Consider the following 22,524-nt stretch of genomic DNA (forward strand, 5'->3'; position numbering starts at 1 on the left):
GCTCAGAGGTCGGCGATCAGCGCGCGCAGCATCCTCCTGGTTGCCGGCTGCGCCAGATACGCGTCGGCCATCGCGTCCAGCGCGGCCAGATTGGTCGCGCTGACGTCATCCAGATCGTCCAGCCCTACCACCAGCTCGGCCTGCATGCGGTAATAGCTGCTCCCGACAATTTGGCGGGCGATGTAGTCCACCGAATCCGTGTTGCCATCAAAGAGCACGTCGATGATCGGGATCGCCCACTCCAGCGCGCCCCATTCGCGCGCCTGCTTGAGCAGGATCGGCCGGTTCCGCTGGCCGCTGCCGACCGAAAGCACCGTCAGTTGCTGGCAGTGCTGGACCCGCTCGTCATGGCGGATCGCCTCGGCGATGGCGCAGGCGGTGGGGTTGTTGGCGACCACGCCGCCGTCGATCAGCGAGCACGCCTGACCTTCCACCACCAGCGGATGCGCCGGGAAATAGGTGGGCGCCGCGGTCGAGGCGCGGCACACGTCCCAGACGCGCAGCGACTGATGCTCGGGACGGAAGCTCTTGAACATTACCGGTTGCCGCGAGAGGGTGTCGTAGCTGGTGATGACCACCGGCATGCGCAGCTCGCCGAGGGTCGCGGTGCCAAACACCTCGCGCAGTACGTTTTCCAGGCCACGGCCGTCATAGCGGGGTGCTGACGGACCGTCGCGGAAAAGCCGCCCGGCACGCGACCACAGGCGGCTGGCCATGCCCGGGAAAATACGCTGCCCATGCTCCCGGTACAGGCGCGCCATCTGCGCCGGTGGCAGTCCCAGACCGAGCCCGCATGCGATGACCGCCCCGGTGGAGCTGCCGGCCACCAGATCGAAGCTCTCGAGCAGGCCCGGCCTGCCGGCGTCCGTCAGGGCGTCCTGGACCCCCTGCAGCCACGCGCAACTGACCAGGCCGCGGATGCCGCCGCCATCGATGGAGAGGATTCGCCGGGCCTTCATGGTCACTGCCTCCGGTGGAGTCGACCCAAGTTAACCCGATGCCGGCGCACCGGATGAGACCGCCGGCCAATCTCAGGCGGGCGTCAGAACCACTCCAGCAGCGAGATGCCCAGGCCGACCTGGGTCGAGCGATGGTTGTAGTCGATCAGGCTCTCGCCGTAGCCGTCGAACACCTGCACGTGGCCGCGCAGGGTTCGGGTCAGCGGGAATCCCCAATCGAACTGCACCGCGCCGCGCGAATCGCTGCCGCTACGCAGCGAGTGCCGCGCCATCAGCGCGAACTCGTGGCCGTCGCGTACATGCACCAGCGTCGCATCGGCGCGTCCCATGTAGTTCTCGATGCCGGGGTTGTCGTCATCGCTGCCGTCCGACAGCCGCCACCATGGCCGCACCATCAGTGCCCAGTCCTCGCGATCCATGCCGATGTTCGCCATCACCCGGTTCCAGCTGCGCGAGAGGGGATCGGCGCGCCCGTTGGACTGGTGGTTGACGCCCACGCCGAGCATGCGCCCGCGCCAGCCCCCGGGGAGCCCGTAGTTGTTGCGGAACACCAGCAGCACTTCCGGCTCGTAGTTGGACTCGCGGAACGGGCGCGAATCATCGCCCTGGAACACCTGCCAGTGCGAGGTCTGGGTGTAGGCCATCCACAGGTCGCCGTTGTTGCCGATCAGGTTTTCCAGCGCCTTGGTCTTGAAGCTGACCTGGAACTTCGCCTCCACGCTTTTCAGCGAAACCGGCTGCGCCGGAATGTCCGGGTCCGAGCTGCTCGGCTCCTTGTTGGGACTGCTGTTCCAGACCGTCGGCAGCAGGTAGACGGGCTTGTAGGCGCGCAGGTTGAAGATGCCCAGCTTGGAGTCGCGGGCCAACTCCCAGCGGCTGTCCAGCAGGCCGCCCTTGCCGGCATTGGCGATGCGATCGACCAGCGCGTCATCCCCGGTGTCGGTACTGAAGAGATTGCCGGCCACCAGACGCGCGCGCGCCGCCGCCGGGCTGGCCTGACCTTGCTGGATGTCCTGCTCGGCCCGCTGCGCGCGCTGCTCGCGGGCGACATCGGCGTCCTCGTCCGCACGCGCGGTATCGGCCGCGCGTCGGGCAAACACGTTGTCGTAGCAGGCCAGGCGCTCGACATCGAGGCTGAGCGGTACACATGCCTCGGCAGTGCTCGGGGACTCGGGCGACATCAGGTCCTGCGCCGCGACGGGCGCGGCCATGGCCAGCGACGCCAGGACGAACAGGGGCAGGGTTGCGGGGCGGAGCGCAGGCGGTTGTTTCACGGGTTCGCTCATGGGGGTTCAGGGGTCGGGCGACATCAGGTCGTCGGGGGAGTGGGCACGTTGCTCATCCGCGAGCTGTTCATCAATATCACGGTTGATGGACGTGTCCTGCGGCGCGGTGTCGGGACTTTCGTCCATCGCCACCGCTTCGGCCGGGGAAGGCTCGGCAATGGCGGTGGCCTGATCGGGGGCGGGCATTGCCACGACGTGCTGGATGGAGCGCGGCGGCTGGATGCCGGCCAGGAAGAAGCCGTTGCGCACCGCGCGGATCGCTGCGCTACGCACACCGCCCAGATCGTTCTTGCGCTGGTCGATCCAGCCAAAGAAGTGGATCCGCAGCTCGTTGCCGTCGTAGCTGTTGATGATCGAGGACGGCCGCGGATCGGCGAGCACGCCATCGATGCTGGCGATCCGCTCCAGCCCGGTTTCCTGGGCGGTGCCCATGGATGAGGCGGCGTCGACCGGTATCACGAAGTCGAAGCGGCGCTTCGGGTTGCTGCTGAAATTGAGCACGACCGATTTGAACACCAGCGCATTGGGCAGGCTGAGACGGTTGCCGTCCAGCGTCATCAGAATCGTTGCGCGCGAGGTAAGGGCGACCACCTTGCCCTCGTAGGTGTCGATGCGCAGGGTGTCGCCCGGCGAAAACGGCCGGCGCAGGCCCAGCAGCACGCCGGCGACGTAATTCTCGGCGATGTCCTTGAAGGCAAAGCCGACCACCAGGCCGATCACCCCGGCCGAGCCCAGCACCGCGCCGAGCAGTGACGTCGCACCCAGCAGGTTGAGCGCGGACAGGACACCGACGATCAGCACCAGCCACTGGACGAGGTTGCGGGCCAGCCCGTTGATGTACGGATTGGCGGTGCGCAGCTTGTGCTTGCCGATGCGCACGCCCAGCCAGCGTCCCAGCCACCACGACGCGACCACCATCGCCACCGCGACGATCAGCAAGGGCAGCGCCGCCAGCAGGCGGAACACCTTGTCCATCGCGATGGCGCTTGCCGCGTCCAGCCGGTCGATCAGGTGCGTGCTGAGGGTCAGGTGGTTCTCCACCGCGCTGATGCCGGGGTGCTGGCTTGCGATCTGCTCGGCCAGCGTGCGGTCCTCGACCTCCAGCACGCTGCCTTCCAGGCGGGCGACCCCGGCGGTCACCGTCACGTTGACGTCCTGCATGCCGTCGGCCTTCTGCAGGCGGCGCGCGACCTGCAGGGTGAGCGCGTCATCGTCCGGCGCGGCCGCCTCGGCGTCCGGAATCGCATCAGGATCGGTTCCGGGCCGTTCGGCGGCGCCGCTGTCCTCAGCGGCGGCGGGGCGTTCGAGCTGAGCAAGGCCCGGATCCTGCGAGGCCGGCGCCACGCCGGGCAGCAACAACACCAACAGCGCTGCGAGCAACGCCAGGGGCAGGAGCGACGATCTGGGCATCAACACATTCCGCACCGTGGGATCACAACTGGGACTTGAAGGGCAGCGACACACGCTCGGCCATCTTCTCGCGCCACGGGCGGTTGAGCCACATCTCGTGGGTGTAGCGCTTGGCGGACTTCAGATCGTGCTCGAACACCGCCGTCATCGCCTCGGCAAACGCACGGTCGTAGATGTTCAGGCTGGCCTCGTCATTTAGCCTGAACGAGCGGATATCGAAGTTGGTCGAGCCGACCGAGGTCATCTGGCGGTCCACCACCAGCAACTTGGTGTGCATCATCGTCGGCTGGTATTCGTGGATCTCGATCCCGTTGCGCAACAGCGCGCCCCAGGTCGAGCGCGACGAGATCCGCACCGTGGCCGAGTCGATGTGCGGTCCGGGCAGGAGGACGCGGATGCGCACGCCACGTTCGCGCGCGGCCAGCAGGGCCTCGACGATCAGCTCGTCAGGGACGAAGTACGCAGCCGCGAGATCGATGGATTCCTCCGCGGCGGCGATCGACATCAGGTACATCAGGTGCATGCTCTCGCTGCCGCCGGCGGGCGAGGCGATGATCATGTGCGCGTCCATGTCGCCCGCGTGCTCGAGCGGTGGAAAGTAGGTCGGACCGCTGAGCACGACGCCGGTGGTCTTGATCCAGTTGTCGTTGAACGCGGCCTGGATCTGCGCGACGGCCGGCCCGTCGATCCGGAAATGCATGTCGCGCCAGTGATCCGGATCCTCGGCCTTGCCTTCCCACTGGTCGGCGATCCCGACACCGCCGGTGAAGCCGACGCGGCCGTCGACGACCAGCAGCTTGCGGTGGGTGCGGTTGTTCATCCGGGTCAGGCTGTACCAGTGCAACGGCCGGTAGCGCTGCACCTCCACGCCCGCATCCTCCATCGACTGCAGCAGCGCCTGGTCCATCTTCAGGCTGCCGACCCAATCGACGGTCACGTGCACCGGCAGCCCGGCCCTGGCGCGTTCCGACAGCGCATCGCTGAATTCGCGGCCGATCTCACCGGACCAGTAGATGTAGGTCTCGAAGGTGATCGAGGTTCGCGCGGCGCGGATGGCGTCCAGCATCGCCGGAAAGATCTCGCGCCCGTTGTTGAACGCCTGCACCTTGTTGCCCGGCAGTATCCCTGGCCCGAGCATGACCGCCATCTCGCGCTCGTACTGCTCGTCTCCGGTTGCATAGTGGTGGTTGATGCGACGCTCGATGTGCTTTTCCGAGGTCGAGAAGTTCAGTCCGATCACGACCACGATGGCAGTGACGAGCACAGTCAGCACGATGACCCATGTCATATGTTTGCGGCTCCAGGACAGCATGGAATTCCCCTTGTCTCCGCGGCTACTGTGAATGTCCGGGGCGGCGCATAACGTGAAGAATGCGCGGCGCGCCGGCGGCGCCGGTCAAAAAAACCACGCCGCGGCAAAGATCCCCAGCATGGCGAAGACCACCCCGATCTTGAGCACCGTCCCCACCAGCATGCCAAGCCACGTGCCAAGGCCGACACGTGTCGCGCGCCCCAGGTGGCGGTCGTGCAACAGCTGGCCCGCCAGCGCGCCCACGAACGGTCCGGCCAACAGCCCGAGCAGGCCAAAAAACAGGCCCGCCACGGTGCCTGCGACGGCCCCGGCAAGCGCCAGTCGACTCGCGCCGACCCGCTTGGCGCCTACGGCCGTCGCAAGCAGATCGATGGCAACCGACAACACGGTCAGCACACCCAGAACCAGCAGGATCCACGGTCCGACCTGCTCAAAGCCGTTGGCCCACGCGGCCAGCAACATGCCGGCGAATATCAGCGGGATGCCCGGAATGGCGGGCAGGACCGTCCCGGCCACGCCCAGCACCACCAGCACCACGGCGAGCGCGTAGTAAAGCGATTGCAGGTCCAAATCGTGAATCCGTCAGCACAAGTGATTGCATTATCACTGTTCCCGGGGTAGTTTCGGGCCGCTGTTTGTCAGGGTCATCGTGAATCACGGCCCGATGTGCTGGTTCCCGGATCGCTCATCGTTGCACCTTGTTTCTTCCTTGCAACCAGCCTGGCGCAGCCGCGCCGGTTCAACTCAGACTGTTCCAGGGAGCTTCAAGATGTCCAACCGTGAAAACGGAACCGTAAAATGGTTCAACGATGCCAAGGGTTTTGGCTTCATCAGCCGTGAGAATGGCGAAGACGTGTTCGTCCATTTCCGGGCCATCGAGTCCGACGGCTTCAAGAGCCTGCAGGAAGGCCAGGCGGTCTCCTTCGTGGTCACGCAGGGCCAGAAGGGCTTGCAGGCCGACCAGGTCCGCCCCGAGTAAGGGACGGAACTGCGGCAACAAAAAACCCCGGCCAGTCCGGGGTTTTTTGTTGCCTGCGCAATGACTGCCGCAGGCGATCAGATCATGCTGGCTCAGCGCAGGTGGGCAGCACCGCCGTAAACGCGCACGTAGGAACCTTCGCGCATGCCGTTGACGTTCTTCTGGTCAACCGACACGGTGCGGCCGTTGTCCATGCGCACGTGGACGCGGTAGACGTCACCTTGCACGTTGTTCTGGATCGCGTTGCCGGCAAGGGCACCGGCAGCTGCGCCGGCGACTGTCGCCGTGTTGCGCTTGCCCTTGCTCTTGCTGCTGCCGAGCTCACGCCCGGCTACCGCGCCGACCACGCCGCCGAGTACCGCGCCGGTCGCGTTGGGAACATTGGAGCCGGTCGAACCCATGTGCTCGATGCGCACGATGGTGCCGCAGTCCTGGCAGCTGGTCTGGCTGCCGTAGGCGGGCTGCGTGTTGTAGCCGCCGGAGCTGTAGCCCGGGCTGGTCGCACAGCCGGCCATGGCAAGCGCGGCGGCGGCGACGAACGCGGTGGTGATGGAGCGCTGTTTGGTGATGTTCATGGGGTTCTCCGACCTTGGATTTGGGGTGGGCAACAAGCCACGCAGCCAACTTAGGGCGGTGCCGATGAACGCAGGGTCAATCCGCGCGATACCTGCCGGGAATCAGCGGAAGTCCTGGTGGCATGCCTTGCAGTTTTCGCCGATCTTTTTTGTGGTCGCGGCCAGGCTCTCGCATCCTTCGGCCGGACTGGCGAGCGCGGCATCCAGGGTGGCGCGCAGGTCGCCGGCGTGGCCCGCGAAGCGCGCGTCATCGGCAAGGCCCGGGAAGGCGGGCTCAAGGTCGTCGCTGACGGTGCGCAGCGCCTTGATGTGCGGCTGGGAGTCGGACGCGCTGCAACGGTTGGCCTTGATCTTCCCGCCCAACTGCGCGGCATGGGCCTCCATCAGGTGCATGGCGGCGCCCGGGAAGTGGTCCTGCCAGGTCTTGCGGCCTTCCAGCGCGCGCAGCAGCATCACCGTGGCCAGCACGCCGATGGCCAGGCCGACCAGCAGCAGGATGATGTACTTGGCGCCGTTGCCATGGGGCTTGTGGTCGCCGTACGGGGTCTCGCGCTGGGGGTTGTCCATGGGGCTCGCTTCCTGATGTTTGGCCGAACGATAGCACGCACCGCGCGGACTCCAGCCGGCCGCGGGCTCTACAATGTCGCGATGGAAAACCACCCCCTGGACCCTGTCCTGCTGGAGCGATTCGGCGGTATTGATCGGCTGTATGGCACCGGCGCGCTTGCCCGTTTCAGCCAGTCGCGCGTGGCTGTCGTCGGCATGGGCGGCGTGGGCTCCTGGGTCGTCGAGGCGCTGGTGCGCAGCGGCGTCGGCCGGTTGGTGTTGATCGATGCCGATGACATCTGCGTGTCCAACTCCAACCGGCAGCTGCCTGCGCACGAGGGCCAGTTTGGGCGGCCCAAGGTGGTGGCGATGGCGGAGCGGTGCCGGACCATCAACCCGTTGATCGAGGTGGAGGCGGTCGAGAGCTTCCTGACCGCCGCGAACGTGGGCGAGTTGCTGGACCGTGATTTCGACCTTGTGCTGGACGCCTGCGACAGCTTCCGCAGCAAGGTGGAGCTGATTGCCTGGTGCCGGCGCGGGAAGCTGCCGCTGGTGGTCTGCGGTTCGGCCGGCGGGCGGCTGGATCCGACCCAGATCCGCGTGCGTGACCTGTCGCGTACCGAGCATGACGCGATGCTGGCGCTGATCCGCAAGAAGCTGCGCGCCGAGTTCAATTTTCCGCGCAGCCCGCAGCGCTACTTCAGCGTGCCGGCGGTGTACTCGCTGGAAAACGTGAAGTACCCGCAGGTCGATGGCACGGTCTGCGGTGTGCGTCCGAAAGTGGCGGGCGAAGCGTCGCTGAAACTTGATTGCGGCGCGGGTCTGGGTGCGGCGACGCACGTCACCGGGGCGTTTGCCTTCGCGATGGTGGGCCGGGCGCTGGAGCTGCTGTTGAAGGGGCGGGCTACGGCCTGATTGCGACGGCCGCTCAGTGGAAGTCGCGCGAGCGGGTGTCCAGCGTTCCCAGCAATGGGGTCAGGTTTTCCAGTCGCTTGGCGATCAGGTGCTGCACGCCGCCGCGTGATTCCAGCCGGCCTTCCACTGCCAGCAATTGCGATTCCAGCAGTTCACGTCGCTGGCGCACGGCCAATTCGTTCCAGACCACCACGTTGGTCATGCCGTCCTCGTCCTCCAGGGTGAGGAAAACCACGCCGCTGGCGGTCTGCGGACGCTGGCGCAGAGTCACCAGTCCGGCCGCGCGAACGTGGCGTCCGTGTGGAAGCTTGGCGATCTCGCCCGAGCGTCGCCAGCGCCGCGCATCCAGGATCCGGCGCAGCATCGCCAGCGGGTGGCGGCCCAGGGTGGTGCCGGTCATGGCGTAGTCCGCGCGCATGTCCTCATCGGGCGAGGGCAGGGGCAGCACGATGCGTTCGGGCTCGCGGCTGGTGGCCGGGTCGGCGAACAGGGGCAGTTGGGGTTCGATACCGGTGATCGCCCAGCGCGCGCGGTGTCGGTGTCCGGCCAGTCCGCGCAGGGCCCCGGCATCGGCCAGCAGGGATTGGGCGCGACGATCCAGTGCCGCGCGGGCGCACAGGTCGGCGACATCGTGGAAGAGCGATTGCGCGCGTGCCTGTTCGATGCGCAGCGCGGCCTCCATGCTGAAACCGCGCACCATGCGCAGGCCGAGGCGGATGGCGGGTTGGGGGGATTCGCCGGATCGGGCGGAGCGCCGTTGCATCGACGTGGAGCCGCGTAGCGCGGGCGCGGCATTCGCATTCGCATTTGCATTCGCTTCCAGGCTGCAGTCCCAGTCGCTGTAGCGCACGTCCACCGGCAAAGTGCGGATGCCGCGGCGGCGTGCGTCCTGCAGCAACTGGTCGGGCGAGTAGAAGCCCATCGGCCAGGAATTGATCAGCGCGCAGGCGAAGGCGGCCGGCTCATGGCATTTCAGCCAGCTGCTGGTGTAGGCGATCAGGGCAAAGCTGGCCGCGTGCGACTCGGGAAAGCCGTAGCTGCCGAAGCCCTTGATCTGCTCGAACAGGCGCTCGGCATATTCGACGCTGTAGCCATTGCGCAGCATGCCGGCCATCAGCCGCTCGCGGTACGGCTCCAGCCCGCCGCGACGCTTCCATGCCGCCATCGAGCGGCGCAGCCGGTCGGCCTCGTCGGCGCTGAAGTCGGCGGCGACCATGGCGATCTTCATCACCTGCTCCTGGAACAGCGGCACGCCCAGGGTGCGCTTGAGCACGGTCTCCAGCTGGGGCGAGGGATAGGTGATCGCCTCCTCGCCGCGGCGACGGCGCAGGTAGGGATGGACCATGTCGCCCTGGATCGGACCGGGACGGACGATCGCCACCTGGATCACCAGGTCATAGAACTCGCGCGGGCGCAGTTGCGGCAGCATCGCCATCTGCGCGCGCGACTCGATCTGGAACACGCCCACGGTATCGGCGCGGCTGATCATCTCGAAGGTGTCGCGGTCATCGACGGGGATATCGGCGACGGTGATGTCGCGGCGACCGCTGGCGCGCAGCAGGTCCAGGGTCTTGTGGACGGCGGTCAGCATGCCCAGCGCGAGGCAGTCGACCTTCAGCAGGCCCATCGCGTCCAGATCGTCCTTGTCCCACTGGATCACGGTGCGGTCGTCCATCGCCGCGTTTTCCACCGGCACCAGGGTGTGCAGCGGATGCTCGGAGATCACGAAGCCGCCCGGGTGCTGGGAGAGGTGGCGCGGCATGCCGATCAGCTGCTCGGTCAGCGCCACCAGTTGGCGCATCACCGGGGATTCGGGGTCGAAGCCGCGCTCGCGCAGGTGTGTGTCGAGCGGCGCCTGGCCGCTCCAGCGGTCCAGTGTGGAGGCCAGCTCGCCCAGCAGGTCCTGCGGCAGACCCAGTGCGCGACCGACGTCGCGTACCGCGCCCCGGCCGCGGTATTGGGTCGCTATGGCGGTCAGCGCGGCGCGCTCGCGACCGTAGCGTTTGAAGACGTACTGGAGGACTTCCTCGCGGCGCTCGTGCTCGAAGTCGATGTCGATGTCGGGCGGCTCGTCACGCTCGCGGGAGATGAAGCGCTCGAACAGCAGGTCCATCAGCACCGGATCGATCTCGGTGACGCCCAGCACGTAGCAGATGACCGAGTTGGCGGCCGAGCCGCGGCCCTGGCAGAGGATGTTGCAGGAGCGGGCGTAGCGCACGATGTCGTGCACGGTGAGGAAGTAGGACTCGTAGCGCTTGTAGTGGACCAGTTCCAGCTCGTGCTCGATCAGCGCGCGCGCCTTGGGCTGGACGCCGCCGGGCCAGCGCCACGCCGCGCCTTCCTCGACCAGTTGCCGCAGCCAGGAGGCGGCGGTGTGGCCGGTCGGCACCAGTTCGTGGGGGTATTCGTAGCGCAGTTCGCGCAGGCTGAAACGGCAGCGTTCGGCGATGCGGATGCTCTCGGCGAGCAGCTCCTCGGGGTAGATCGCCGCCAGCGCGCGGCGGCTGCGGAGGTGGCGCTCGCCGTTGGAGAACAGGCGGTGCCCGGCATCGGCCAGGGTGGTGTGGTGGCGGACCGCGGTCAGGGTGTCCTGCAGGGCGCGCCGGCCGCGCACGTGCATATGCACGTCGCCGGTGGCGACCAGCGGCAGGCCGATGCGCTCTCCCAGGCGGCGCAGGCGGGCCAGGCGGGCGTCGTCGTCCGGGCCGCGATGTAGCTCCACCGCCAGCCAGGCGCGGTCCGGGAAGCTGGCGTGCAGCCAGCGGGCCTGTTCGCTGTCGAGGGCGTCATCGCGGGTGTCGCCCCGTGGCAGCCAGAGCGCGAGCAGGCCGTCGGTACCCGGATGGCTGTCGCGCGATGCGGCGTCGGAGGCGAAGTCCTCGCGCAGCATCCGGTACTCGCCCTTGGGGGCACGCCGGCGGGCGCGGGTCAGGCATTGGCACAGGCGCGAATAGCCGGCCAGGTTCTCCACCAGCAGGACCAGCTTCGGTCCGTCCTCCAGCTGGATCTCGCTGCCGACGATCAGCGGCACGCCGGATTTTTCCGACGCCTCCAGCGCGCGCACGATGCCGGCCAGCGAGCCCTCGTCGGTGATCGCCAGGGCACTGTAGCCCTGTTGCCGGGCGCGCTCGAACAGCTCGGCCGCAGTCGATGCCCCGCGCTGGAAGCTGAAGGCGGACAGGCAGTGCAGCTCGGCGTAGGCGGGCAGGGGCGCGCTCATGAGAACCAGCCGTGCAACATGAAGCCATCCGCCGCGCTGCTGGCGGGGTGGTGGCCGGTGAGGCGCGGGGGATCGCCGGCGGCGCGGTAGGCCCAGGCGCGTTGACCCTGGCTGGTCTGCAGCAGGTAGTAATCACGGCGCAGGTCGCCGTCCCACCAGCCGGTCTCGATGCGTTCGGGTCCGGCGAGGATGCGCAGCTGGTGATCGCGCAGCGGCACCGGATGCGGCAGCAGCCAGCCCGGACGGGGCAGGTCGGCCGGCGGAGCGACCCGCGAGTGCTCGGCTTGCCAGGCCCGTTCGGGGCGATGGTCGGCGCGCACGCCCAGACCCTGCACGGATTCATCGCCGAGCCGGGCCCGCAGGCGCTCGCGCAGTTGCTCCCACGGCACCGCCTGTTGTGGGCGCGCATCGAACAGGTCGCGACCTGCCGGCACGAACGGGGGCAGTTCACGGGCCAGCAGCTGCACGCCGCGCACCGGGGCGGGAACCCGCGCCTGCTCCAGCCGGCCCCGCGCCAGTTCGAACAGCATGGCCGGGTCGCGCTCGGGCGCCAGCAGGCCGACCACCACCTCGGTATCGGCGCAGCGCTCGTGCTCCAGCACCAGGATGAAGCGTTCCACGCCGCCGTCGCGTCCGGCCAGGTAGGCGGCCAGGTCGGCGGTCAGGCGGCGCAGCGGAAACAGCAGCGCCTGGCTGGACTCGACGTCGTAGTTGAGGTCGATCCGCGAGCTGAAGCTGTCGGGCGGCTGGTAATAACGCAGTGGCGTCGGCAATGCGCCGGTGAGGCGGTCCAGGTGGGCGAGGGCGTCCTTGCCCACCCGCCGGCCCAGCGCCACGCGCGGCAGCGCGACGACCTGGCCCAGCTTGCGCAGCCCCATCCGGCGCAGGCTGCTGGCCACCTCGGCGGGCAGGCCGCTGCGCTCCACCGGCAACTGGGCCAGCGCGTTGTGCAAGGGACCATCGGTCAGGATGGCCAGCCCGTCATGCTGGTTGGCCAACGCGCGGGCGGCATACGGGTTGGGTGCCAGGGTGATGCGGTGGCGGAATCCCAGCGCCTTGAGGTCCTCGCGCAGCTGCGCCTCGAACCGCGGCCAGGGACCGAACAGCTTGAAGCTGGCCTCGACCTCGAGCAGCAGGGCCGAGGGCATCTCGTGGCTGACCAGCGAGCTGTAGCGGTAGGCCCATGCGGCCAGGAAGCTGTGCCAGCGCACGTCGTCGGCCGGATCGTGGGCGACGGCGGTGAAGCGGCTGCACAGGGCCTGCGCCGCGCCCAGGGATTGGCCGGCCCGCAATCCGGCGGCTTTGGCGGAGGCGTTGACGGCGCGCAGCACGCGGCGCTGCGCCGGCCCGGTCACCAGCGCCAGTGGGGCGGCGGGGTCAGGGTGGCGGCGCAGGACGCCGTCGAGCGCCAGTTGCGGCAGGAGGATGCAGGCCCAGAGCATTGGCGGATCTCAATGGGTCCGCGCCGGCAGCGCATGCAACTTGTGCACGCGTGAGGGTGGGAAGGCCCGGACCACGCCGCCCTGCCGGGAAGGCGGCCGGCTGCCGTCCGCGGCAAACGGGATCGCCTGCGGGGGCGGATTGCCTCCGCGGCACTTGAGTACCCGCAACCGGGCAGGATCGGCGTCGACCGCGATCCGCAGTGCCGCCGGCGAGGGATTGGCTGCCGCCTTCATCGGGCGCAGCGCAAACCCCAGGCACTGCCCGGCCTCGGCGGCCACCTGCAGGCGGCGCAGGGCGCGGTCGTCCACCTGACGGGGCCAGCACAGCACCGCCGAGCAGGCCGCGGAACGCAGGCACTGCTCGGTGGCCCACAGCGCGTCACGCGGATCGGCGCGGACGATCTGCAAACGCTGCAGTCGGATCCCGGCATTCATCCAGGCAGGCGCATAGGGCAGGTACGGCGGCGCGATCAGCGCGATCATGCCGTCGGCCTGCGACAACCGGGCCAGGGTCGGCCACAGCAGGCGCAGTTCGCCCACGCCGTCGGCCGGCAACAGCAACTCGGTCAGGCCGGTTTCCGGCCAGCCGCCCTCGGGCAGAGCATCGTCCAGATCGGGAAAACCGGTCGGCTGGCTGGATGGCGCGCGCGGGGCAGGCCGGCCACGCCAGACCTGGCGCGACTCCAGCAGGGACTCCAGGGAGCTGACCACCGCCATCAGCCCGGCCTCACCAGTCCAGCAAACAGCCCTTCGATGGCGAAGTCAACGATGCGGGCGTCGATCTCGATCGGGGCGTAGGCCGGGTTTCGCGGCAGCAGGCGCAGGTGGCCGCCATTGCCTTCCGCGCCGCCGGTGTCCAGTCGCTTCACCGTCAGCTCGCCTTCGATCCGGGCCACCACCGTCTGGCCGTGGCGGGCCTGCGGCGTGCGATGCACGCCAATCAGATCGCCGGGCAGGATGGCGTCCAGGATCATCGAGTCGCCCTCGACCTCCAGCAGGTAGTCCGGACGCAGGCGGAACAGGGACGGGTCCAGGGTGAGTTCGCGCCGCACCTCCGGGTCCGAACCGATCGGCTGGCCGGCCGCGACCCGGCCCAGCAAAGGCACCTGCAGCAGGCCATCGCCCGGGGTGCCGGCAGTGCCCGGGCCGGTCAGCCGGATACCGCGCGCACGTCCGGTGGCCAGTTCGATCAGGCCCGCCTGTGCGAGCACTTCCAGGTGGTGCCGCGCCGAGCGGTTCTGGCGGAAACCGAAGGCACGGGCGATCTCCATCTGCGACGGGGGGTAGCCGTGACGGGCGATGTGCTCGCGCAGATAGGCGAGCAGGCGGTGCTGGGTGTCGGAGAGGTCCATGTACTAATAATAGTACCTGTCCGTCTCACGCATTGAGATACGTCGCCACTCAGGCGAGGTCGAACAATTCCGTCTGCACGCTGCCTGGATCCTCCTTGATGAATCCCGAAAGCCCGACTCCGGCCAGCCGATACAGCGTGTCCCCGGGCAAGGCGACGCGGTCGCGCAGGTCGCAGGCGATGTCGGCCAAGGCGTCCAGCGTGGCCGGCCGCGTAGGCGGCGTCAGGCTGCGGGTCAGGATGCGGAAATCAGCGGTCTTGAGCTTCAGCACCACCGTGCGCGGCGTGCGATCGGGATGGCGCTGCCGCTGGCGCTGGTAGCCGTCCCAGGTCTTCTCTGCCAGACGCCGGATGTGCGGCTCCAGTTCGGCCAAGGGGAGGTCGCGCTCGAAGGTGTCCTCGGAGGAAATCTGCACACTCAACCGTTCCGAGCGCACGGGGCTGTGGTCGATGCCCCGCGACAGCTGATGCAGGCGGCGGCCCCAGCGACCGAAGCGCAACTCCAGCTCCTCGCCGGCGACCTCGCGCAACTGGCCTACGGTAGCGATGCCCAGCTCGGCCAACTTGCCCTGCATCACCTTGCCCACCCCGGGGAGGCGGCCGACCGGCAGGGGAGTGAGGAACGTCTGCACGTGGCGGGGCCGGATCACGAAGGTGCCATCGGGCTTGTTCCAGTCCGAGGCGATCTTGGCCAGGAACTTGTTGCCCGCGACGCCGGCCGAGGCCGTCAGCCCGGTTTCCGCCCTGATTGCGGCGCGGATCGCCTCGGCGGTAGCGGTGGCAGAAGGGAGGCCGCTGCGGTTCTCGGTGACATCCAGGTACGCCTCGTCCAGGGACAGCGGCTCCACCAGATCGGTGTGGCGCAGGAAGATCTCGCGCACCAATCGCGAGGCCTCCTTGTAGCGCGTGAAGTCCGGCGGAATGAAGATCGCATCCGGACACAGGCGCTCGGCCCGCATCGCCGGCATCGCCGAGCGCACGCCGAACACACGAGCTTCGTAACTCGCCGCCACGACGACCGAGCGCGCACCGCGCCACGCCACCACCACCGGCTTGCCGCGCAGTGACGGCTCGTCGCGCTGCTCGACGGACGCATAGAAGGCGTCCATGTCGACGTGGAGGATCTTGCGAAGCGGGGTGGGCATCGGGGAAAGCGGAGTCTTTTGAAAGGAACAACGGTCGGGCAGGCCGCCGACTGCATCCATTGTGCGACAAGTTGCCGCCCCGGTTGCCGTCGTCACGCGCTCTTTGGCACGCTGGGGATCCTGGTTCGCGCAATGCCCGCCGACCGCTCCGGAGCCACCCATGCAGCAACCCCGTCATTTCTCGATGCTCCGCGAATTCCAGCTTGCGGACTGGTTCACCCTTGGCAACGCGTTCTGCGGCACCGGGGCGATCTTCGCCGCAATGCGCTTCCTGCAGGAGGGCGTGGTGTTCGACCTGATGATCGGCATGGCGCTGATCCCTCTGGCCTTCATCTTCGATGCGCTGGACGGCCGGGTCGCGCGCTGGCGTAAATCCGCGTCCACCCTGGGCCGCGAATTGGACTCGCTGGCCGACGTGATCTCCTTCGGCGTGGCGCCGGCGGCGCTTGCCTATGCGTGCGGCATGCAGGGCGGCTGGGACTGGGTGATCCTGAGTTTCTTCGTGGGCTGCGGGGTGAGCCGACTGGCGCGCTACAACGTTACCGCCGAGCAGTTGTCCGGCGACGAGGGCAAGGTCAAGTACTTCGAAGGCACGCCGATCCCGACCAGTCTGGTGCTGGTGATCGTGCTGTGGATCGCCGCGGCGCAGGGCGCGATCGGATCGCAGCTGTGGCTGGGCGTGCTGAAGATCGGTCCGTGGCAATTCCATCCGCTGGTACTGATGTTCGCGCTGTCCGGCGTGCTGATGGTCAGCAAAACGGTGCGGATTCCCAAACCCTGATGAAGCGCGTGGTGCACGGGTACGCAACGACGGCGTTGCTATGATCAACGCCAGCTTGGGAGAGGTTCAATGAGCAATCAGGGATTTGGTTCGGGCGGGTTTCCTCCCGGTGGTTTCGGCAACGTCGCCGACGCCGGGGAACTGGGCGAACTGGCCCGTCAGTACTGGAGCCAGTGGGGCGAGATGCTGCGCGCAGGCGGCCAGGGTGCGCCGGCGTCGGGCTTCGTCGGCACTGCTGGTTTCCCGGGCATGGGTTTCCCCGGTGGCAACGGCCCGACCGCGACCCCGGGCCTGCCCGGCTGGAACGAGGCGGTGAACTGGTGGTCCCAACTGGCCAGCGGCGGGATGCCGCAGGCCGACGCGACCGTGCAGCGCTTCAATACCCAGGCGCAGGGCTGGTACGCACAGATCCAGGAGTTGGCTGCGCGCTTTGCCGGGCAGGATGCCAGCGCGCGCGATGTCAGCCAGGCATGGAAGGAGATGTTCGGTGGCCACGCGGCCAACCCCTTCGCCGATGCGCTCAAGGGCATGCAGGGGCAGGGCCAGCAGGGTTTCGAACAGTGGATGGCGCAGGTGTCACCGTGGCTGGAGAAGCTGCGCGAGGGCAGCAACGCCTGGCTGGAAACCCCGACGTTCGGCCTCAACCGCGAGCATGAGCAGCGCTGGAAGGAGCTCATCCAGGCGCAGCAGGCATACCAGCGCCACAACAAGGGCTACCAGGCGCTGATGAGCGAAGCGCTGCAGGATGCCTTCAAGCGCTTCGAGAAGAAACTCGACGAGTGCAGCCAGCCAGGCAACAGGCTGGAGTCCATGGGCGCGCTGTTCGACCTGTGGATCGATGCGGCCGAAGATGCGTATGCCGACATCGCCATCTCGCCCCGGTTCCGCGATGCCTATGGCGCGTTGGGCAACGCACAGATGGCGTTGCGCGCAGCGGTGCAGAAGGAAATCGAGCACCTGGGCGATTCGATGGGCATGCCCTCGCGGACTGAAGTGGATGCCGCGCACCGCAAGATCACCCAGCTGGAGCGCGAATTGCGCCAGTTGCGCGACCGGATCGATGCTGCCGGATCCGGCATGTCGTCGCGGGCCACAACTGCCAATTCGACCGGGTCCGGAGCGCCAGAGTCCACGACCGCGCCCGGCGCGCAACCGGCGGCTGCCGCCCGGCCCGCCAGCAGGGAGCGGGATATCGGTGGGACCGACGACGTCAGTGGCAGGGCGACCAAGAAAGTGGCAAAGCGGGTGACCCGCAAACCGGCCAGTAAAGCAGCCAAGACCGTCGCCAAAACTGCCAGCAGCAAGCGGCCGGCCAAGACCGTCGCAAAGAAGAGTGCCAAACCATCTGCCGCCAGCAAGACCGCGACCCGCAAGACGCCGGCAAAAAAGACGGCTGCGACCGCTTCCGCCGCGGCAGTAAAGAAGACCACCACAAAGGCCGGCTGACATGGACACTTCCTCACCATTCTCGGTCGGCCCCTTTGATTTCAGCGCCGATGCGCTGGCCCGGGAAGCGGGCGCCGTGCAGGAGAAGATGCGCGCCGGACTGAAGACGCTTCACCAGGTCGGCGACATCAGCTACGGCGCGACGCCGAAGGAGGAGGTCTGGAGCGACGGCAAGGTCACCCTGTACCGCTACCGTGGCGCGCAACTGGAAGACGGTCGCGCGCCTACCGCCAAGGTGCCCCTGCTGATCGCCTACGCGCTGGTCAACCGGCCGTACATGGTGGACCTGCAGGCAGACAAGTCGATTGTGCGTGGGCTGCTGGCCCGCGGCGAGGACGTCTACATACTGGATTGGGGCTACCCCGATCGCTCCGACCGTTACCTTGAGCTGGAGGATTACATCCAGCGCTACCTGGGCGGTGCGATCGACCACATCCGCGCGGCCCATCACCTGGACGCCATCAACCTGCTGGGCATCTGCCAAGGCGGCGCGTTCTCGCTGTGCTACGCGGCGCTGAACCCCACGAAGATCAAGAACCTCGTCACCATGGTCACTCCGGTGGACTTCCACACCGAAGACAACATGCTGTCGAACTGGATCCGCGAAGTCGACGTGGACCTGATGGTCGACACGCTGGGTAACATCCCGGCCGACATGATGAACTTCACCTACCTGACCTTGAAGCCTTGGCGGCTGTTCGTGCAGAAGTACGTGGGCCTGATCGACATCATGGATGACAAGGAGGCGCTGAAGGACTTCCTGCGCATGGAGAACTGGATCTTCGACTCGCCCGACCAGGCCGGGGAGGCATTTCGCCAGTTCACCAAACAGTTCTACCAGGCCAACGGCTTCATCAAGGGCAGCATCCGCATTGGCGACCGCAGCGTCGACCTGTCCCGGGTTGACATGCCGGTGCTGAACGTGTTCGCCCAGCACGACCATCTGGTGCCGCCGTCCTCATCGCAGGCGCTGGGTGGCTTGGTGGGCACGGAGGACTACAGCGAACTCTCCTTCCGCGGCGGCCATATCGGTATCTACGTCTCCAGCCGCGCCCAGCGGGAGGTTCCACAGGCCGTGCACGACTGGCTGGCGCAGCGGTCGCGCTGACACGCGCGTTGACCCCGGAGGTTTCCCCATGAACTCTGCATCCGCTCCCTTCACCCGCTCGCGTAGCGATCGCATGCTGGCCGGCGTCATTGGCGGCGTCGCCCGACGCTTCGGCTGGAACGCCAATCTGTTGCGACTGCTGTACGTGATCTTCTCAATCGCGTCGGCTGCGTTCCCCGGCATCATCGTCTACCTGATCCTGTGGCTGCTGATGCCGGAAGAAGGTTCCTGACAAGTCGCGTGCGTCCGCCAGGGGCGACGTTGGCGGTGCTCGCCGGCATGACCTGGACATTGCCGAACACGCTACTGGGGCTCGCCTTGGGAATCGCCGGGATGCCGTTTGGCGCGCGCGCCCGTTGGCGTGCGGCCGATCTGGCCCTGGTGTTCCATCACTGGCGCTGGGGACCGGGCGGGGCGCTCACGCTGGGCAATGTGATCATCCATACCGGCGATGATCTGGATGCCTCTTGCCTGACCTACGCGCACCGGGCCGGATGGGGCAACGAGCAACCGGTTTGCCTGGCGGACCATGAGCGCGCCCACGTCTTCCAGTACATGGTGCTTGGGCCGCTGTTCCTGCCGCTGTACCTGCTGTGCGGCGGCGTCAGTGCGCGCAACCGTTTCGAGCGCGCGGCCGATCGCTATGCCCTGAGCGGCCGGGGCTGGTGGCCGTGGTGACGGCAAAAAAGCTGGAGCACGACTCGCGCGCTCCGCTATACTCCCGGTCCGCGCCGAAGTGGCGGAATCGGTAGACGCAGCGGATTCAAAATCCGCCGATGGAGACATTGTGGGGGTTCGAGTCCCCCCTTCGGCACCAGATAAAAACAAAGGGCCTGCGAACGATCGCAGGCCCTTTGTTTTGGCCGAGTCTCAGCTTACTTGCGCGACAGCTCGGTGACCTTCATGCCCTGCACCGACGCGCCGACTTCCAGGCCGGTATTGGCGAGAACGAACGCCACCACGGGTGCTTCCATCGAGGACGTATCGACGCTGCCGTTGGCACCGATATTGGCGACGGCAACCGTCGCATCGACACCCGCGGTCCAGCCCTTGCTGTTGCGGAACTTGTTGAGCGATTCGGTCGTCGTGAACATGTAGATGACCGACTTCGACTGGGCACCGACCTGCCAGCCTACCGAGCCGACGGCGATGCTGTAGTAGCGCCTCGGGCTGTCGGTGGTTCGCAGGGAGCCGCGTCCGTACTCGGCGCCAACGACGAAGCTGCCGCCAACCACCGAAGGGAAAACCAGTATGCCCTTCGCTGCAGAACCGAGTTCGCGCGCGCCGGGCACCTCGCTGTACAGCCGGGCCAGCGCGGCGTCGGTCTGTGCATCGATGTCGCCTGTTGACGAAAGTACATCTGTGCGGCCCGATGGCGATGTCGTGGTGCAGCCGACGAACATGAACGCGCAGAGCGCAAGCACAGAGGCCATGGCCACCGGACGGAAAACCTGGGAAGTCATGCGGTATTTCTCCTTGTTCCGGAAATGATGTTGGTCGGTAGGATCTGGCTTCACCGGACATCGGGCTTCCAAGCTAGCAGCAGCCGCGAGACGTACCTGTCAACGACCGGCAACTACCCGAGGAGATCGAGGGCGATCTCGTAACCGGGTTCCGGGCGCTTGAACAGGTATTCACCGTTGCGGATCGAGGCCAGTACGTCCGCGCGCTGGCGAACCGCTTCGAAAGGCGAGCGGGCATCCAGCACGAGGAAGTTGGCCGGCTTGCCCTCTTCGATGCCGTACTGATCTTCGACGTTGAGCGTCCTGGCGCCGTTGTAGGTGATCAGGTCCAGACAACGATCGATCTCGTCAAACGACATCGTCTGCGCCAGGTGGATGCCGTTGTCGAGGATGTTCATCATGTTGCCGTTGCCGAGCGGATACCACGGGTCGTTGATCGAGTCCTGGCCAAAACAGACGTTGATGCCGCTCTCCCACATCTCCTTGACCCGGGTAAGGCCGCGGCGTTTGGGATAGGTGTCCTGGCGGCCCTGCAGATAGGCGTTCTCGGTCGGGTTGGCGATGAAGTTCATCCCCGACTGCTTGAACAGGCCCATCATGCGGAACGCCCAGACGTTGTCGGCCGACCCGAACGAGCATGTGTGGCTGGCGGTCGAGCGGGTGCCGATGTTTTCGATCATCACCAACGCGTTGAGCAATTCCACGTGACGGCTCATCACGTCGTCGGTTTCGTCGCAGTGCACGTCTATCAGCTTGCCGTACTTCTCGGCCAGCTCCACGGTGCGGCGGACGGACTTCTCACCGATCTCGCGGGCCCATTCGAAGTGCGGAATCCCACCGACGCAGTCCGCGCCCATCTTCAGCGCCTCCTCCATCATCTCGTCGCCGCCCTTGTAGGCGTACATGCCTTCCTGCGGAAACGCGACGATCTGGATGGTGACCTTCTCCTTGAGCTGAGCGCGGATCTCCAGCATCGCCTTCAGGCCAGTCAGCTTCGGATCGCAGACGTCGATGTGGGTGCGGATGAACTGGACGCCCTTGGAGACTTCTTCCTCGATGCCCTTCAGCGCCCGTTCTTTTGCATCTTCCAGCGTCTGGGTTTTCTTGACGTCGTGCCAGCGGGCGATGCCTTCGAACAGCGTGCCGCTGGTGTTCGCCGCGCCCTCGCTCTGGGCGGTATAGACGTAGTCAAGATGCAGGTGGGAATCCACATAGGGCGGAACTACGAGGCGACCCTTCAGGTCGATTTCCTCTTCGGCGGCGGGCAGGTTCCTGCCGATCTGCTTGATGGCGCCCTTGTCGACGAGGATTTCGCTGACCTCGTCGTGCTGTCGATAGATTCGTGCATGGGTGAACTTTTTCATGATGCTCCCTTTCGTTTACGGCGACGGACCGGGGGAAGACCGCAGCGTGCGTCTGGCCAGGAACGCAATGACGATGGCCGCGATAAAGCAGGCGAGGGACACGTAGACGATGTGCCTGACTCCCTCGGAAGGGGAGCGGTTCAAGAGCATGCCGCCGACCCAGGTCGCGATCATGATCGAGAGGTTGAACACGCTTGATTGCACCGACGTGGCCACATCCTTGGCGCTCTCGACCTGCTTGCTGACAGCGGTCTGGTACATGGTCACCAGCGGGCCGAAGGCCAGTCCCCACAGGAAGAACGCCACGTGCGAGACCCCCACCGTGCCCTTGAATGCGAGGAACATCGCCATGGAGAGGCCGCCGACGCCGAGCATGGCCACGATCAGGGGCCGCAGGTACGCATCGATGTAACGCGCCGAAACGACCACCGAAATCACCGAGCCGATCCCGAATATCAGCAGGGCGATTCCGATGCCGCCGGCGAAACCGATCATCTCCACCAGCAGGGCGATGTAGGTATAGACACCGTAATGCGCTGCGACAGACAAAAAGGTCAGCAGAAGGACGATCAGGATCGACGGCATCTTCAACATCGCCAGCGGCGAGTTGGTCCTGTCGAGCTTCTCGCCGCCGATGGAGGGCAGGAAGAAATATGACAGCACGGCGATCACTGCGACGATGGCACCCAGCCCCAGGAACACGCTGCGCCAACCGAGCGCGAGACCGAGGGCTGTCATCGCCGGCAGGCCGATGCTGATGCCCAGCGTGTTGCCGGACATGATCACCGTGATGGCCTTGCCGTGCATGTGCTCGGGTACCAGGCGGGTACCGTAGGCGGCGATCATCGGCCACATCACGCCCGCGCAGACGCCGCCGACAATCCGCGCCCCGATGATGATGGGATAGGAAGAGGACACGCCAACCACCACGTTGGACAACGCGAAGCCGATCAGCAGGGCCATCAGCAACGCCTTGCGGTTGAAGGCGAGGGTCGCGCTGATCAAGGGAATGGCGGCGACGGCGGAGGCCAGCGCATAGACGCCCACCAGAAAGCCGACGTCACTTTCCTCAATCCCGAGCCCGTCGGTCATCTGGGGGAGGATGCCCGAGGGGACGAGCTCGGACAGGATTCCCACGAACGTGACGCTGGCCATGAGGCCAAGAACAAACCAGGAAAAGGTGGGCTTGTCGGAGGAGGGGGCAGTGGCGGACAAAGTACTC

General features: G+C 66.8%; 22 protein-coding genes and 1 tRNA gene. 8 read left to right on the forward strand and 15 right to left on the reverse strand.

Annotated features, from left to right (window positions below):
* Positions 1-2: 2 nt before the first annotated feature.
* The 5 genes from INQ40_RS05985 to INQ40_RS06005 all read right to left on the reverse strand — a co-directional run bounded on the left by INQ40_RS05985 (position 3) and on the right by INQ40_RS06005 (position 5,537).
* Complete coding sequence (locus INQ40_RS05985; protein WP_194342234.1) at positions 3-959, reverse strand: patatin-like phospholipase family protein; 957 nt, start codon at positions 957-959, stop codon at positions 3-5.
* A gap of 83 nt (positions 960-1,042) precedes the next feature.
* Entirely contained in the window at positions 1,043-2,170 is a 1,128-nt protein-coding gene (locus INQ40_RS05990) for a phospholipase A (protein WP_228482182.1), read from the reverse strand.
* An 81-nt stretch (positions 2,171-2,251) separates the two neighbouring features.
* Entirely contained in the window at positions 2,252-3,655 is a 1,404-nt protein-coding gene (locus INQ40_RS05995; RefSeq protein ID WP_194342236.1) for a mechanosensitive ion channel family protein, read from the reverse strand.
* A gap of 22 nt (positions 3,656-3,677) precedes the next feature.
* Positions 3,678-4,943: a phospholipase D-like domain-containing protein gene (locus INQ40_RS06000; RefSeq protein WP_194342237.1), complete on the reverse strand. Its 1,266-nt coding sequence runs from the start codon at positions 4,941-4,943 to the stop codon at positions 3,678-3,680.
* Between the two features lie 108 nt (positions 4,944-5,051).
* The gene (locus tag INQ40_RS06005; protein ID WP_194342238.1) at positions 5,052-5,537 is read right to left on the reverse strand and encodes a DUF456 domain-containing protein; all 486 of its coding nucleotides are present in this window, start codon (positions 5,535-5,537) and stop codon (positions 5,052-5,054) included.
* A gap of 199 nt (positions 5,538-5,736) precedes the next feature.
* On the opposite strand from INQ40_RS06005, the gene INQ40_RS06010 reads away from it, so the two are divergent.
* The gene (locus tag INQ40_RS06010; RefSeq protein WP_043957790.1) at positions 5,737-5,946 is read left to right on the forward strand and encodes a cold-shock protein; all 210 of its coding nucleotides are present in this window, start codon (positions 5,737-5,739) and stop codon (positions 5,944-5,946) included.
* A 92-nt stretch (positions 5,947-6,038) separates the two neighbouring features.
* Here the strand turns inward: INQ40_RS06010 and INQ40_RS06015 are convergent, their stop codons facing one another.
* Together INQ40_RS06015 and INQ40_RS06020 are read right to left on the reverse strand one after the other, a co-directional pair.
* Positions 6,039-6,521 carry a glycine zipper 2TM domain-containing protein gene (locus tag INQ40_RS06015; protein ID WP_194037424.1) on the reverse strand — a complete coding sequence of 161 codons (483 nt, stop codon included), beginning with the start codon at positions 6,519-6,521 and terminating at the stop codon, positions 6,039-6,041.
* A gap of 102 nt (positions 6,522-6,623) precedes the next feature.
* Positions 6,624-7,088: a cytochrome c gene (locus INQ40_RS06020; RefSeq protein ID WP_194342239.1), complete on the reverse strand. Its 465-nt coding sequence runs from the start codon at positions 7,086-7,088 to the stop codon at positions 6,624-6,626.
* 96 nt (positions 7,089-7,184) lie between these two features.
* Between INQ40_RS06020 and INQ40_RS06025 the strand changes: the two genes are divergently transcribed.
* The gene (locus tag INQ40_RS06025; protein WP_194342446.1) at positions 7,185-7,982 is read left to right on the forward strand and encodes a tRNA threonylcarbamoyladenosine dehydratase; all 798 of its coding nucleotides are present in this window, start codon (positions 7,185-7,187) and stop codon (positions 7,980-7,982) included.
* A 13-nt stretch (positions 7,983-7,995) separates the two neighbouring features.
* Here INQ40_RS06025 and INQ40_RS06030 read toward each other — a convergent pair whose 3' ends face one another.
* Genes INQ40_RS06030 through dinB form a run of 5 tightly spaced genes read right to left on the reverse strand, consistent with a single transcriptional unit; the run spans position 7,996 to position 15,140 of the window.
* A complete protein-coding gene (locus INQ40_RS06030) occupies positions 7,996-11,202 on the reverse strand; it encodes an error-prone DNA polymerase (RefSeq protein WP_194342240.1) in 3,207 nt (1,068 codons plus the stop codon).
* The gene (locus INQ40_RS06035; protein WP_194342241.1) at positions 11,199-12,644 is read right to left on the reverse strand and encodes a DNA polymerase Y family protein; all 1,446 of its coding nucleotides are present in this window, start codon (positions 12,642-12,644) and stop codon (positions 11,199-11,201) included. Before INQ40_RS06035 ends, INQ40_RS06030 begins: the two co-directional genes overlap by 4 nt.
* A 9-nt stretch (positions 12,645-12,653) precedes the next feature.
* Positions 12,654-13,361 (reverse strand): translesion DNA synthesis-associated protein ImuA, encoded by a 708-nt coding sequence (imuA, locus tag INQ40_RS06040; RefSeq protein WP_194342242.1) that lies wholly within the window; start codon positions 13,359-13,361, stop codon positions 12,654-12,656.
* Complete coding sequence (gene lexA / locus INQ40_RS06045; protein WP_193987015.1) at positions 13,361-13,996, reverse strand: transcriptional repressor LexA; 636 nt, start codon at positions 13,994-13,996, stop codon at positions 13,361-13,363. Before lexA ends, imuA begins: the two co-directional genes overlap by 1 nt.
* Positions 13,997-14,045: 49 nt before the next feature.
* Positions 14,046-15,140 (reverse strand): DNA polymerase IV, encoded by a 1,095-nt coding sequence (gene dinB, locus INQ40_RS06050; RefSeq protein WP_194342243.1) that lies wholly within the window; start codon positions 15,138-15,140, stop codon positions 14,046-14,048.
* A gap of 160 nt (positions 15,141-15,300) precedes the next feature.
* Here dinB and pssA point away from each other — a divergent pair, with 160 nt between their 5' ends.
* The 6 genes from pssA to INQ40_RS06080 all read left to right on the forward strand — a co-directional run bounded on the left by pssA (position 15,301) and on the right by INQ40_RS06080 (position 19,292).
* Positions 15,301-15,921 (forward strand): CDP-diacylglycerol--serine O-phosphatidyltransferase, encoded by a 621-nt coding sequence (pssA, locus tag INQ40_RS06055; RefSeq protein WP_194035562.1) that lies wholly within the window; start codon positions 15,301-15,303, stop codon positions 15,919-15,921.
* A 69-nt stretch (positions 15,922-15,990) separates the two neighbouring features.
* Positions 15,991-17,367: a class III poly(R)-hydroxyalkanoic acid synthase subunit PhaE gene (phaE, locus tag INQ40_RS06060; protein WP_194342244.1), complete on the forward strand. Its 1,377-nt coding sequence runs from the start codon at positions 15,991-15,993 to the stop codon at positions 17,365-17,367.
* 1 nt (position 17,368) lies between these two features.
* A complete protein-coding gene (locus INQ40_RS06065; RefSeq protein WP_194342245.1) occupies positions 17,369-18,475 on the forward strand; it encodes a class III poly(R)-hydroxyalkanoic acid synthase subunit PhaC in 1,107 nt (368 codons plus the stop codon).
* Positions 18,476-18,503: 28 nt separating this feature from the next.
* Positions 18,504-18,707, forward strand: coding sequence for a PspC domain-containing protein (locus INQ40_RS06070; RefSeq protein ID WP_194342246.1), 204 nt, complete (start codon positions 18,504-18,506; stop codon positions 18,705-18,707).
* Positions 18,708-18,754: 47 nt separating this feature from the next.
* Positions 18,755-19,153 (forward strand): hypothetical protein, encoded by a 399-nt coding sequence (locus INQ40_RS06075; RefSeq protein ID WP_194342447.1) that lies wholly within the window; start codon positions 18,755-18,757, stop codon positions 19,151-19,153.
* 52 nt (positions 19,154-19,205) lie between these two features.
* Positions 19,206-19,292: transfer RNA gene (locus tag INQ40_RS06080), tRNA-Leu, on the forward strand.
* Between the two features lie 58 nt (positions 19,293-19,350).
* On the opposite strand, the gene INQ40_RS06085 is transcribed toward INQ40_RS06080, so the two are convergent.
* The 3 genes from INQ40_RS06085 to INQ40_RS06095 all read right to left on the reverse strand — a co-directional run bounded on the left by INQ40_RS06085 (position 19,351) and on the right by INQ40_RS06095 (position 22,517).
* Positions 19,351-19,938 carry a YSC84-related protein gene (locus tag INQ40_RS06085; protein ID WP_194342247.1) on the reverse strand — a complete coding sequence of 196 codons (588 nt, stop codon included), beginning with the start codon at positions 19,936-19,938 and terminating at the stop codon, positions 19,351-19,353.
* 113 nt (positions 19,939-20,051) lie between these two features.
* On the reverse strand, positions 20,052-21,302 hold the full coding sequence (gene codA, locus INQ40_RS06090) for a cytosine deaminase (protein ID WP_194342248.1): 1,251 nt from the start codon (positions 21,300-21,302) through the stop codon (positions 20,052-20,054).
* A 15-nt stretch (positions 21,303-21,317) separates the two neighbouring features.
* Positions 21,318-22,517, reverse strand: a complete 1,200-nt coding sequence (locus INQ40_RS06095; protein ID WP_228482150.1) for an MFS transporter — start codon at positions 22,515-22,517, stop codon at positions 21,318-21,320.
* Positions 22,518-22,524 lie beyond the last annotated feature (7 nt).

The organism is Lysobacter sp. H21R4 (assembly GCF_015277535.1).
GTDB classification, from domain to species: domain Bacteria; phylum Pseudomonadota; class Gammaproteobacteria; order Xanthomonadales; family Xanthomonadaceae; genus Novilysobacter; species Novilysobacter ciconiae.